The 12,125-nt window shown below is 71.4% G+C and carries 11 protein-coding genes; 6 read left to right on the forward strand and 5 right to left on the reverse strand.

Annotated elements, in window-relative coordinates; translation table 11 throughout:
* Nucleotides 1-19 precede the first annotated feature (19 nt).
* Nucleotides 20-913: a DMT family transporter gene (locus OG413_RS23925; protein WP_266808624.1), complete on the reverse strand. Its 894-nt coding sequence runs from the start codon at nucleotides 911-913 to the stop codon at nucleotides 20-22.
* A 225-nt stretch (nucleotides 914-1,138) separates the two neighbouring features.
* Between OG413_RS23925 and OG413_RS23930 the strand changes: the two genes are divergently transcribed.
* Nucleotides 1,139-2,794 (forward strand): FAD-binding dehydrogenase, encoded by a 1,656-nt coding sequence (locus OG413_RS23930; protein ID WP_266808626.1) that lies wholly within the window; start codon nucleotides 1,139-1,141, stop codon nucleotides 2,792-2,794.
* A gap of 140 nt (nucleotides 2,795-2,934) precedes the next feature.
* Here the strand turns inward: OG413_RS23930 and OG413_RS23935 are convergent, their stop codons facing one another.
* Nucleotides 2,935-3,363: an ASCH domain-containing protein gene (locus OG413_RS23935; protein WP_266808628.1), complete on the reverse strand. Its 429-nt coding sequence runs from the start codon at nucleotides 3,361-3,363 to the stop codon at nucleotides 2,935-2,937.
* 224 nt (nucleotides 3,364-3,587) lie between these two features.
* Between OG413_RS23935 and OG413_RS23940 the strand changes: the two genes are divergently transcribed.
* Together OG413_RS23940 and OG413_RS23945 are read left to right on the forward strand one after the other, a co-directional pair.
* Entirely contained in the window at nucleotides 3,588-4,559 is a 972-nt protein-coding gene (locus OG413_RS23940; RefSeq protein WP_266808630.1) for a hypothetical protein, read from the forward strand.
* Between the two features lie 125 nt (nucleotides 4,560-4,684).
* Nucleotides 4,685-6,256 (forward strand): APC family permease, encoded by a 1,572-nt coding sequence (locus tag OG413_RS23945; RefSeq protein WP_266808632.1) that lies wholly within the window; start codon nucleotides 4,685-4,687, stop codon nucleotides 6,254-6,256.
* 171 nt (nucleotides 6,257-6,427) lie between these two features.
* Here OG413_RS23945 and OG413_RS23950 read toward each other — a convergent pair whose 3' ends face one another.
* Nucleotides 6,428-7,825, reverse strand: a complete 1,398-nt coding sequence (locus OG413_RS23950; RefSeq protein ID WP_266808634.1) for a GntP family permease — start codon at nucleotides 7,823-7,825, stop codon at nucleotides 6,428-6,430.
* Nucleotides 7,826-7,836: 11 nt separating this feature from the next.
* Nucleotides 7,837-8,346, reverse strand: coding sequence for a gluconokinase (locus OG413_RS23955; protein ID WP_266808636.1), 510 nt, complete (start codon nucleotides 8,344-8,346; stop codon nucleotides 7,837-7,839).
* A gap of 130 nt (nucleotides 8,347-8,476) precedes the next feature.
* On the opposite strand from OG413_RS23955, the gene OG413_RS23960 reads away from it, so the two are divergent.
* From OG413_RS23960 to OG413_RS23970, 3 genes are all read left to right on the forward strand, one after another.
* Entirely contained in the window at nucleotides 8,477-9,178 is a 702-nt protein-coding gene (locus OG413_RS23960; RefSeq protein ID WP_266808638.1) for a FadR/GntR family transcriptional regulator, read from the forward strand.
* A 145-nt stretch (nucleotides 9,179-9,323) separates the two neighbouring features.
* A complete protein-coding gene (locus OG413_RS23965) occupies nucleotides 9,324-10,409 on the forward strand; it encodes an S-(hydroxymethyl)mycothiol dehydrogenase (RefSeq protein ID WP_266808640.1) in 1,086 nt (361 codons plus the stop codon).
* Nucleotides 10,409-11,038, forward strand: coding sequence for an MBL fold metallo-hydrolase (locus tag OG413_RS23970; protein WP_266808642.1), 630 nt, complete (start codon nucleotides 10,409-10,411; stop codon nucleotides 11,036-11,038). Before OG413_RS23965 ends, OG413_RS23970 begins: the two co-directional genes overlap by 1 nt.
* Nucleotides 11,039-11,047: 9 nt before the next feature.
* Here OG413_RS23970 and OG413_RS23975 read toward each other — a convergent pair whose 3' ends face one another.
* A complete protein-coding gene (locus OG413_RS23975; protein ID WP_266808644.1) occupies nucleotides 11,048-11,998 on the reverse strand; it encodes an RluA family pseudouridine synthase in 951 nt (316 codons plus the stop codon).
* Between the last annotated feature and the right edge of the window lie 127 nt (nucleotides 11,999-12,125).

Consider the following 12,125-nt stretch of genomic DNA (forward strand, 5'->3'; position numbering starts at 1 on the left):
CGCGGCCGTCGCCGCCCGTTCAGCGGGGCTGGAGACGCTCCGTCCGCCGCCCGGTCACCGGCCCCGCCGGCATCGCGGGATGCAGCCCGAGCAGCACGATCCCGGTGACGATCGCCGCCAGCCCCGCCGCCTCCCAGGCCAGCGCACCAGTGTCGGTACGCACCCGGTCGCCGAGGAAGCCGATCCCGCAGGCGATCCCGGCCAGCGGCTGCGCGGCCGTCAGCGCGGGCAGCGACATCCGCAGCGGCCCCGTCTCGAAGGCGCTCTGGACCAGGATCAGCCCGGTCACGCCCAGGACGATGACGCCGTACGGCTGCCAGGCCGTCAGCAGCGCCTCCCAGCCGCCCCCGGTCAGCAGCTTGCCGCTCGCCCGGGTCAGGGCGTCCTGGAGTCCGTACAGCAGCCCGGCCGCCACCGCGAGGAGCGCGGGGGCCGCCCCGATCCGGGAGTGCCTCGCGGCGGCCGTCAGCAGCACGGCGAGGCCCACCACCACGCCGATCACCAGCCAGTGGCGCACGGGGTCGGTCACCGGCTCGCCGCCGCGGGGCTCGCCCGCCAGCAGGAACGCCGTGACACCGCCCGCCAGCAGCCAGAGCCCGCCCCAGCCCTGCCGGCCCAGCGGCTGCTTGGTGCGGTGCCGGGACAGGGCCATGGCGAAGAGCAGATTGGTCGCCAGGAGCGGCTCCACGACCGATACCTCACCCCGGCCCAGAGCCAGCGCGCCCAGCACCATCCCGCAGACCATCAGCCCGAGCCCGGCCAGCCAGCTCTTCACCCGCATCAGGTCGAGCAGCAGCCTGGGGGAGAGGAAGTCGCTCATCGGGGCACGCCGGGCGGCAGCCTGCTGAAGGACGAAGCCGAAGCCCAGACAGCAGGCGGCGCTCACGGAGAGGACCAGGACCAGCACCGACACGATCTCTTCCTCAAGTCAGGCCGGGAGGGAGTGATGTGGTTCGACGATAGTCCCTGCGCCGTACAGGGGCGGTGAGAATGCGGCCGACCGGGCGGTTGACGCCGCAGCGGCCGGTACCGAAGATCTAACGCACGGGTAACTTCGCGCACGGCCCCGGGTCCCTGCCCGGCTCCCTGCGCTGCCCCCCGTCCCGCCCCCGCACCGCCCCCGACAAGGATGGAACCCATGGCGTACGACGCTGATGTCATCGTGATCGGGGCCGGCCTCGCGGGTCTCGTGGCCACCGCCGAGCTGGTCGACGCCGGCCGTTCGGTGATCGTGCTCGACCAGGAGCCCGAGCAGTCCATCGGCGGCCAGGCGCACTGGTCCTTCGGCGGCCTGTTCCTCGTCGACTCGCCCGAACAGCGCCGGCTGCGGGTCAAGGACAGCCGCGAGCTGGCCCTCCAGGACTGGTACGGCACGGCGGGCTTCGACCGCAAGGAGGACCACTGGCCGCGCAAGTGGGCCGAGGCGTACGTCGATTTCGCCGCCGGTGAGAAGCGGTCCTGGCTGTACGAGCAGGGGCTGCGGATCTTCCCGGTCGTCGGCTGGGCCGAACGGGGCGGCTACGACGCCACCGGCCACGGCAACTCGGTCCCCCGCTTCCACATCACCTGGGGCACCGGCCCCGGCGTCGTCGCCCCCTTCGAGCGCCGGGTGCGCGAGGGCGTCGCCAAGGGCCTCGTCCAGCTGAGGTTCCGCCACCGGGTCACCGGCCTCGGCCGCTCGGCGGGGGCCCTCGACACGGTCACCGGCGAGATCCTGGAGCCGAGCGGCGCCGGGCGCGGCACCGCGAGCAGCCGCGAGGTCGGCGGCGCGTTCGAGCTGAAGGCCCAGGCGGTGATCGTCACCTCCGGCGGCATCGGCGGCAACCACGACCTCGTACGGTCCCAGTGGCCGGCGCGGCTCGGCACCCCGCCCGAGAAGATGCTCTCCGGGGTGCCCGCCCACGTCGACGGGCTGATGCTGGGCATCGCCGAGGAAGCGGGCGCCCACCACATCAACCGCGACCGGATGTGGCACTACACCGAGGGCATCGAGAACTGGAACCCGATCTGGGCCAAGCACGGCATCCGGATCCTGCCCGGCCCCTCCTCCCTCTGGCTGGACGCCCGCGGCAAGCGGCTGCCCGTGCCGCTCTTCCCCGGCTTCGACACGCTCGGCACCCTCGAACACATCATGAAGTCCGGATACGGGTACACCTGGTTCGTCCTGGACCAGCGGATCATCGGCAAGGAGTTCGCGCTCTCCGGCTCCGAGCAGAACCCGGACCTCACCGGCAAGTCGGTACGCGATGTGATCGGCCGGGCCCGCGCCGATGTGCCCGCACCGGTCAAGGCGTTCATGGACAACGGCGTGGACTTCGTCGTCGAGAACGACCTCGGCGCCCTCGTCCGCGGCATGAACGCGCTCACCGGCGACACCCTGATCGACGAGGACGACCTGCGCCACGAGATCACCGCACGCGACCGCGAGATCGCCAACCCCTTCACCAAGGACCTTCAGGTCACGGCCATCCACGGGGCCCGCGCCTACCTGGGCGACCGGCTGATCCGTACGGCGAAGCCGCACCGCATCCTCGACCCGAAGGCGGGCCCGCTGATCGCGGTGCGCCTCAACATCCTCACCCGTAAATCCCTGGGCGGCCTGGAGACGGATCTCTCCTCACGGGTGCTCGCCGCGGACGGCAACCCGCTGCCCGGGTTGTACGCGGCGGGGGAGGCGGCGGGCTTCGGCGGCGGCGGGGTGCACGGCTACCGGTCGCTGGAGGGGACGTTCCTCGGCGGCTGCATCTTCTCGGGCCGCGCGGCGGGCCGGGCGGCCGCGGAGGCGGTCGGCTGAGGCGGTCGGGCAGGCCGTTGGCCGAGGGGGTTCGGGGAGGGCCGTTCCCGTCATCCGGACCTTCTCCGGCGACCGAGGGGATGGGGATGAGGAGATGCTGCCGGGGCGGGCTCACCCGGGCAGAGGCTCCACCACGCGGTTCACCCGGGCAGCAGCTCCACCACCCGGAACCGCTCGGCCACGATCATCGTGTCGTCGTCAACGGTGAACTCCGGGTCCCCCAGGGCCTCCCGCATCTCCGCGCTGTGCCAGAACCGCTCGTGCTCCACCCGCCACTCGGCCACCGACGCGTAGCCCTCGCCCTCGTCGAGCGCGTGCTGGAGTCCGATCCCGCCGAGCGGCAGTACCCGTACCCCGGTCACCTCGACCACGGCGACCTCCCGGCCCTGCGAGTCGATCAGCGCGGACCGCTCGCCCACCGGCGGCAGTTCCTCCTTCTCCGCCTCGTATTCGGCCAGCAGCCCGGAGGTGGACACCTTCTCGCCGCGGAGCACGGCCGCGACCAACGTGTCGCGCAGCGGGCCGGGAAAGCCCAGAAGGAAGGGTTTGAGGGGTTCACGGTTCTCCATGACGCCAGTCTGGCACGCAACGGTCGGCGCCCGGGGGCCGCCCGGCGCCCGTACCGGCCGACGGAAGCACGCTGCGCGAACATCCGCCGAATGTGGTCTCATTCCGGCCAACTATAGGGAAGCCGAGAGGAGTTGGCGGAGGGCTGCCCTTTACTCGGAGCCGCGCCTGCCGCTTGGCTGTGCGCGATCATTTGCTCGCACACCGCGTCGAAAGAAGCTTGCGGATGTCCCCGCCTCCGCCGCCCCTGGGCCGCCCCCGCAAAAGGGGCGGCCGCTCGGACCATTTCTTCGACCCGGCCCTGGGCGACAGCGAACTCATCGACGCCCGCAACCAGTTCACCCAGGGCAGGTGGACCGTGGCCCGCGCGCTGCTCGTCGCCACCACCACCGACTGGGACCGCCGCGGCCATCGGGTCCTCGCCCTCGCCGAGACGGGGTCCGCCGTCGAATGGGCCCGCGACTGGCTGCTTGCCGAACCCGACAGCGCCGATGCCGCCACGCTCCTCGGCTGCGCCGCCGTCGCCCGCGCCCGGCGCCCCAAGGCCGCCGCCGACGCCGTGCCCCTGGCCCGCGAAGCCTGCCTGGCCGCCGCCGGGCGCGCCCCCGCCGACCCGACCCCCTGGCTCGGCCTGCTCCTGCTGGACCGTGCCGTCGGCGGCGACAGCGCGGAGACCGGCAGGCTCTTCGAGGAGATACGTTCCCGGCACCCCGAACACCACCACGCGCACCACCTGATGGCGGCCCATCTGGCCGAGAGCCGCCCCGACAGCGGCCAGGACCCGCTCCACGAGGTCTATGACTTCGCCTCCTGGGCCGCCGAACAGGCCCCCGCGGACTCCCCGCTCGCCGTGCTCCCGGTCATCGCCCACGCCGAGCGCTACCGCGTCCTCGTCGCCGCGGGCACCGAGTCCGACGACCCGGCGGCCTCCGGGCACTGGGCCGGGCGGCGAGCCCGCCAGGTCATGAAAGCCGCGTTCGACTGGTGGCTGGAGTGGGAGCGCGAGGACCACCCACGCCACCGCGCCGACCTCAACTTCCTGGCGCACGCCAAGTTCTGCGAGGGCCGCCCCGCCGAGGCCGCCGCCCTCTTCCACCGCATCGGCCCGCACGCCACACCCGCCCCCTGGGCGTACTCCGGCCGCGAACCGTACCCCGCCTTCCTCACCGCGCGACGCTTCGCGCTCGGCACCCCCTGAAAACCCAGCACTCACACCCAGCACTCACACCCAGCACTCGCACCCAGCACTCGGACACGCCACACGGACACCACCGCACGGACGTCACCACACAGGACGTCACCACAGAAGGGACCAACCCCGCGATGTCGACGGGCAGTTCATATTCGAGCGATACCGGTACCACGAAGGTGACCGGCGATACCGGCGGGATCAACACGTACAAGGGTGAGGAACGCGCCCTGCGGGCGAACCGGCTCGGCACCCCGGGCCTGCTGCTCTCGGTGCTCGCCGCCAGCGCCCCGCTGATGGTCGTCGCCGGGGTGATGCCCACGGTCTTCGGCGTGATGGGCATCGTCGGACAGCCCCTGCTCTATGTGATCCTCGGCATCGTCCTGATGCTGTTCAGCGTCGGTTACGCCGAGATGAGCCGGCACGTCCACAACGCCGGAGCCTTCTACGCCTACATCGCCCGCGGGCTCGGCCCGACGGCCGGCGCGGGCGCCTCGCTCGTCGCGCTGGTCGCGTACAGCGCGATGCAGGTCGGCATCTACGGCATCCTCGGCTTCGAGGTCTCCGGCCTCTTCTCCACGTACCTCGACATCGATCTGCACTGGTGGATACCGGCCCTCGTCGCGGTGGCGATCGTCGGCGCCCTGGGATGGCTGAAGATCGACCTCAACGCCAAGGTGCTCGGCGTACTGCTGGTCGTGGAATGCGCCCTCGTCGTGATCTTCGACATCGCGGCCGTCAGCAAGCCCGGCCCCGAGGGCCTGTCCCTGCACGCCTTCAACCCGGAGACCCTCACCGGCGCCGGACTCGGCACCGCCCTGTGCTTCTGCATCGCCGCGTTCGTCGGCTTCGAGCAGGCCCCGGTGTACGCGGAGGAGACCAGCCGCCCGCAGATCGTCGTGTCCCGGGTGATGTTCCTGGCCGTCGGCTACGCGGCGCTGTTCCTCGCCGTCAGCTCCTGGGCCGTGACCGTCGCCGCCGGACCCGGTTTCATCGCGGACACCTCCCTCAAGGAGGGCCCCGGCATGCTCTTCGGCCTCACCGAGGAGCGGCTCGGCACCACCTTCACCGACGTACTGCACGTCCTCTTCGTGACCGGCATGTTCGCCGCGCTGCTGAGCTTCCACAACGTCGTCGCCCGCTACGCCTTCGCGATGGGCCGCGAGGGCCTGCTGCCCGCCGGGTTCGGCCGCACCAACAAGGCGAGCGGCGCCCCCGCGACCGGATCGCTGCTCCAGTCCGTCGTCTCCGCCGTGATCGTGCTGGCCTTCGCGCTCACCGACGACAACCCGATCGGTGACCCCACCGCGCCCGTCCTGCACCTGTTCACCTGGATGGGCAACGTCGGGGCGCTCGGCGTCATCGTGCTGATGGCCACCGCCTCGTTCGCCGTCATCGCCTTCTTCGTACGCCGCGGCGCGGGCCGTGCACAGGCCCCGCGCCTCGTCGCGTCCGCTCTCGCCGGTGTCGCCCTGCTGGCCATCGCCGTCTTCACCGTCAGGGACTTCGGCGTCCTCGTCGGCTCGGGTCCCGGCTCGGTGCTCAACTGGCTGCTGCCCGGCGTGATCGTCACCGCACTCGTCGGCGGCCTGGTGTACGGGGCGGTGCTGCGCTCCACCAAACCGGAGGTGCACGCCAGGATCGGGCTCGGCAACGAGGCGTTCCAACTGGAGAAGGCGGCCGGGGACACCTCCGCCCGGCGTTGAGCGTCGCACCGGCACCGGCCGGCGCCCGCGCTCGGGATCGTGCCCTGGCCGGCACATGGCCATGGCGCCCGTCGGCCCGGAGGCATGCCGTGGCATGCGCACCGGGCCGACGAGCGCCATGGGGCACGGTCCCGCGAGCCGTGGGGGGAGGACCGTGCGGGCGGCTGCCCGCTAGAGAATCAGCGACAGCAGCAGGATGAAGGCCAGTGAGACGACGGAGATGATCGTCTCCATCACCGACCAGGTCTTGACGGTCTGGCCGACGTCCATGCCGAAGTACTCCTTCACCAGCCAGAACCCGGCGTCGTTGACATGGCTGAAGAAGAGCGAGCCCGCGCCGACGGCGAGAACCAGCAGCGCCGCCTGCGAGGTGGACATGTCGGCCGCCAGCGGGGCGACCAGACCGGCCGCCGAGATGGTGGCGACGGTCGCCGAACCCGTCGCGAGCCGGATGCCGACGGCGATCAGCCAGCCGAGCAGCAGCGCGGGGATCGACCAGTTCTCGGAGAACTCCAGGATCATCTGGCCCACACCGGCGTCGATGAGGGTCTGCTTGAAGCCGCCGCCCGCACCCACGATCAGCAGCACACCGGCGATCGGCGCGAGGGACTTCTCGACGGTGCTGGAGAGCCGGCCCCTGGTGAACCCGGCCGCCCGGCCCAGCGTGAACATGCCGACGATGACAGCGGCGAGCAGGGCGATCAGCGGCGAGCCGATCACATCGGTGACCCGCTGGACGCTGTTCTCCGGGTTGTCCACGACGATGTCGACAAGTGCCTTGACCAGCATCAGGACGACCGGAAGCAGAATGGTCGCCAGGGTGGCGCCGAAGCTGGGACGACGGTCCAGTTCCTCGGACGGGCGCTGCGGAATCATCTTCTCCGGCGCCTTGATGTCCACCCAGCGGGCGGCGTAACGGGAGAAGAGCGGACCCGCGATGATCACCGTCGGGATCGCGACCAGCACGCCCAGGGCCAGCGTGACACCGAGGTTGGCGCCGAGGGCGTCGATCGCGACGAGCGGGCCGGGGTGCGGCGGGATCAGTCCGTGCATCACGGAGAGACCGGCCAGCGCCGGGATGCCGATCCGCATCAGGGAGTAGTTGCCGCGCTTGGCGACCAGCAGCACCACCGGGATCATCAGCACGATCCCGACCTCGAAGAACAGCGGCAGGCCGATGATCGAGGCGATCAGGACCATCGCCCACGGCATGGCCCGCCTGCTCGCCTTCGCGAGGATCGTGTCGACGATCTGGTCCGCGCCGCCGGAATCGGCGAGCAGCTTGCCCAGGATGGCGCCGAGCGCGATGAGGACGCCGACGCCCGCGACGGTCGAGCCGAGACCGGCGGTGAAGCTGGTGATCGTCTTGGCCGGTGCGGCACCCGCGAACGAGCCGAGCGCCAGCGACCCGATGGTCAGCGCAAGGAACGCGTGCATCTTGAACTTGGTGATGAGCAGAACGATGACGGCGATGCCCGCCAGAACGGCGATGCCCAACTGCGCGTTGCCGGCCGAAGTGATCGGTTCGACGGCGTCCGCTGCCAGCATCTCGACGCTGAGACTGGTCACGGTGATGATCCTTAAGTGTCGAGCCGGCGCAACGCGGCGACGGCTCGCTGGGTGATTTCCTCGGGGGTGCCGGACACATCGACCGCCACGCCGGCCTCATCGGCCTGGAGCGGCTGCAGGGTGGCGAACTGCGAATCGAGCAGCGCGGTCGGCATGAAGTGGCCCTTGCGGTCCGCCATGCGCTCCTCGATCAGGGTCCGGTCGCCGGTCAGATGAAGGAAGACGGCACCAGGGGCCTCGGCCCGCAGCCGGTCGCGGTAGACCCGCTTGAGCGCCGAACTGCTGACGACGCCGCCGAGACCGGCCCGGCCGTGCGCCCACTGGCCGATCGCGTCCAGCCAGGGCCAGCGGTCCGTGTCGTCCAGCGGGGTGCCGGCCGACATCTTGGCGATGTTCGCCGCGGGATGGAAGTCGTCTCCCTCGGCGTACGGAACGCCGAGTTCGGCGGCGAGCAGGGGACCGATCGTGGTCTTGCCGGTTCCTGCTACGCCCATCACCACGACGACGTGGGGGGTGCTCATTGGTGCCTCGCTGTCTTCTTCGACATCGGTCCGTCGCGCTACTGAAACCCATTAGGTACGACTTATTCAAGTGGCTGTGACACAAACGTCGTACTTTTTGTTCCCGAGGGGTGCCCCGTAGGCTTGCCCCATGACCACACAGAGCCAGGGGCTGCATACACATGTGCTGGACACCCTGGGTCTGGAGATCGCCTCCGGCCAGTGCCCGCCGGGCCGGGTGCTGCGCAGCGACGAGCTGGCCCAGCGCTTCGACGTCTCCCGTACGGTCGTACGGGAGGTGGTCCGCGTCCTGGAGTCCATGCACCTGGTCGAGTCCCGGCGCCGGGTCGGCGTGACCGTGCGGCCGGCCGAGGCGTGGAACGTCTACGACCCGCAGGTCATCCGCTGGCGGCTGGCCGGCAGCGACCGCCCGCGACAGCTCCGCTCGCTGACCGTTCTGCGCTCGGCGATCGAACCGGTCGCGGCCCGCCTCGCGGCCCGCAACGCCACCCCCCAGCAGTGCGCGCAGCTCACCGAACGCGCCCTGGGCATGATCGCCACCTCGCGCGGCCAGCAATTGGAGGGCTATCTGGAACACGACACCGCGTTCCACCGGATCATCCTCAACGCCTCCGGCAACGAGATGTTCGCGCGCCTCGGGGACGTGGTCGCCGAGGTCCTCGCGGGCCGCACGCACCACCAGGTGATGTTCGAGGATCCCGACCCGGCCGCGGTCACCCTCCACGTCCGGCTCGCCGAGGCGGTCCGCGAGAGGGACGAGGAAGGGGCCGAACGCCTCACCAAGGAGATCGCGGTCGGCGCCCTCCACGAACTGGACGTCCTCGCGCCGTAGCGTGCCCGCTCGTACGAAGCGGCATCGCCCCGGTCCCCGCCGGGCGGTCCCCGCCGCCGCGGGGAACCGCGTGGCACCTCATGAGGCGTACCGTTGTCGTCGGCGTTCGATCATGACAAAAGCTCAGAAACAGGGAGACCACGATATGCCGCAGCAGGTGCAAGGGGTCATCGCACCGGGGAAGAACGAGCCGGTACGGGTCGAGACGATCGTGATCCCGGACCCCGGTCCCGGTGAGGCCGTCGTGAAGATCCAGGCATGCGGCGTCTGCCACACCGACCTGCACTACAAGCAGGGCGGCATCAACGACGACTTCCCGTTCCTGCTGGGCCACGAGGCCGCGGGCATCGTGGAATCCGTCGGCGACGGCGTCACGGACGTCGCGCCGGGCGACTTCGTCATCCTCAACTGGCGTGCGGTGTGCGGGCAGTGCCGCGCCTGTCTGCGCGGCCGCCCCTGGTACTGCTTCGACACCCACAACGCCAAGCAGAGGATGACACTGCTGGACGGTACGGAACTGTCGCCCGCGCTCGGCATCGGCGCGTTCGCCGAGAAGACGCTGGTCGCCGCGGGCCAGTGCACCAAGGTCGACCCCGAGGTCTCCCCGGCCGTCGCCGGACTCCTCGGCTGCGGCGTCATGGCGGGCATCGGCGCGGCCATCAACACCGGCGAGGTCGGCCGCGGCGACTCGGTCGCCGTCATCGGCTGCGGCGGCGTCGGTGACGCCGCCATCGCCGGTGCCCGGCTGGCGGGCGCGGCGAAGATCATCGCCGTCGACATCGACGACCGGAAGCTGGAGACGGCGAAGAGGATGGGTGCCACGCACACCGTCAACTCCCGCTCCACCGACCCGGTCGAGGCGATCCGCGCCCTGACCGGTGGCAACGGCGCGGACGTCGTCATCGAGGCGGTCGGCCGCCCGGAGACGTACAAGCAGGCTTTCTACGCCCGCGATCTGGCCGGCACCGTCGTCCTGGTCGGCGTTCCGACCCCGGAGATGCAGCTCGAACTGCCGCTCATCGACGTGTTCGGCCGTGGCGGCTCCCTCAAGTCCTCCTGGTACGGCGACTGTCTGCCCTCGCGCGACTTCCCGATGCTGATCGACCTGCACCAGCAGGGCCGTATCGACCTCGGCGCCTTCGTCACCGAGACCATCGGGCTCGGCGACATCGAGCAGGCGTTCGCCCGGATGCACGACGGCGACGTCCTGCGCTCGGTGGTGGTCTTCTGATGGCCGCCCGCATCGACCACCTCGTCACCTCCGGCACCTTCGCCCTCGACGGCGGGGAGTGGGACGTCGACAACAACGTCTGGATCGTCGGCGACGACTCCGAGGCGGTCGTCATCGACGCCGCCCACGACGCCGACGCCATCCGCGCCGCGCTCGGCGGCCGTACGCTGCGCGCCATCATCTGCACGCACGCGCACAACGACCACATCGACGCGGCCCCGGCCCTCGCCGCCGCCACCGGCGCACCGATCCTGCTGCACCCGGACGATCTGCCGCTGTGGAAGCAGACGCACCCGGACCGCGCGCCCGACGGTGAACTGGCCGACGGCCAGGAGCTGGAGATCGCCGGGACGGTCGTGACGGTGCTGCACACCCCGGGGCACGCCCCGGGCGCCGTCTGCCTGTACGCCCCCGGGCTGGCCACCGTCTTCACCGGCGACACGCTCTTCCAGGGCGGACCGGGCGCCACCGGCCGGTCCTTCTCGCACTTCCCGACGATCGTCGACTCCATCAGGGACCGGCTGTTCACCCTGCCGGAGGCGACCACCGTCCGTACCGGACACGGCGATTCCACCACCATCGGCGCGGAGGCCCCGCACCTGGACGAGTGGATCGCCCGCGGCCACTGACCCCGCCGTTCATTTCGCCGTTCTCCCTTCCGGCCACGCGGAGAGCCGCAGCCCGCTCTCGAAGCGGCGCGGCTCCCCCGTGACCGGATCGGTGAACTCCAGCCTGGCGGCGAGCAGTTGGAGTGGGCGCGCCCAGTCGTCCGGCGCTCCGTCCGGCTCCACCACCGGGTAGAGCGGATCGTGTACGAGCGGCAGGCCCAGGCTGTTCATATGGACCCGCAGCTGATGCGTCCGCCCGGTGGCGGGCAGCAGCCGGTAGCGGCCCAGCCCACCCCGATGCTCCAGCAGCTCGATCCGGCTCTCGCTGTTCGCCTCGCCCGGCTCCTCCCGCGCGGCGAGCACACCACGCTCCTTGACGATCCGGCTGCGTACGGTGCGGGGGAGGGCGAGGGACGGATCGTACGGGGCGACCGCCTCGTACTCCTTGCGGACGAGCCGGTCCCGGAACAGCGTCTGGTACGCGCCCCGCTCCTCGGGCCGTACGACGAAGAGCACCAGCCCCGCGGTCAGCCGGTCCAGCCGGTGGGCCGGCTGCAACCCCGGCAGTCCGAGATCGCGACGCAGCCGTGCCACCGCGGTCTCGGTGATGTGCCGGCCGCGCGGGGTCGTGGCCAGGAAGTGCGGCTTGTCGGCGATGACGAGATGCGCGTCGCGGTACACGACGCCGACCGGGAACGGCACCGGCTCCTCCGGGGCGAAGTCCCGGTGGAACCAGAGAAAGCGCCCGGCCGTGTACGGCTCGTCGCCACGCACCGCACCGCCGTCCGCGCCGACGAACCTGCCCTCGTCGAGCATCGCGGCCACACGCGGCGCTCCGACCGCCCCCGCGAACCTCGCCATCAGATGATCCCGGACGGTGGCCCAGGCGCCCTCGGTGTCCTCCGGCAGCCGCACCCGTACGGCATCGACCCCGTCCCGCTGGGGCAGCGGCGCGGCAGGCGGCCTCCCGCGCCCCCTCACCGGCCGGTCCCGAAGGGGCCGGAGATGCGGTGGGGGCGGTCGGCGGCGGTACGGGTCATGCGGTGGTCCTCCCGGCGGGCGAGGTGCGGGGGCCCGCGTCATCGGACATTCTTGTGTACCGGAGTCG

Source organism: Streptomyces sp. NBC_01433, assembly GCF_026340105.1.
Classification (GTDB): domain Bacteria; phylum Actinomycetota; class Actinomycetes; order Streptomycetales; family Streptomycetaceae; genus Streptomyces.

Excerpts from the sequence above, each read along its gene's own strand:
- OG413_RS23930 (WP_266808626.1), top strand. The coding sequence starts at position 1,139 with ATGGCGTACGACGCTGATGTCATCGTGATCGGGGCCGGCCTCGCGGGT.
- OG413_RS23935 (WP_266808628.1), bottom strand. The coding sequence starts at position 3,363 with ATGGAGAACCGTGAACCCCTCAAACCCTTCCTTCTGGGCTTTCCCGGC.
- OG413_RS23940 (WP_266808630.1), top strand. The coding sequence starts at position 3,588 with ATGTCCCCGCCTCCGCCGCCCCTGGGCCGCCCCCGCAAAAGGGGCGGC.
- OG413_RS23945 (WP_266808632.1), top strand. The coding sequence starts at position 4,685 with ATGTCGACGGGCAGTTCATATTCGAGCGATACCGGTACCACGAAGGTG.
- OG413_RS23955 (WP_266808636.1), bottom strand. The coding sequence starts at position 8,346 with ATGAGCACCCCCCACGTCGTCGTGGTGATGGGCGTAGCAGGAACCGGC.
- OG413_RS23960 (WP_266808638.1), top strand. The coding sequence starts at position 8,477 with ATGACCACACAGAGCCAGGGGCTGCATACACATGTGCTGGACACCCTG.
- OG413_RS23965 (WP_266808640.1), top strand. The coding sequence starts at position 9,324 with ATGCCGCAGCAGGTGCAAGGGGTCATCGCACCGGGGAAGAACGAGCCG.
- OG413_RS23970 (WP_266808642.1), top strand. The coding sequence starts at position 10,409 with ATGGCCGCCCGCATCGACCACCTCGTCACCTCCGGCACCTTCGCCCTC.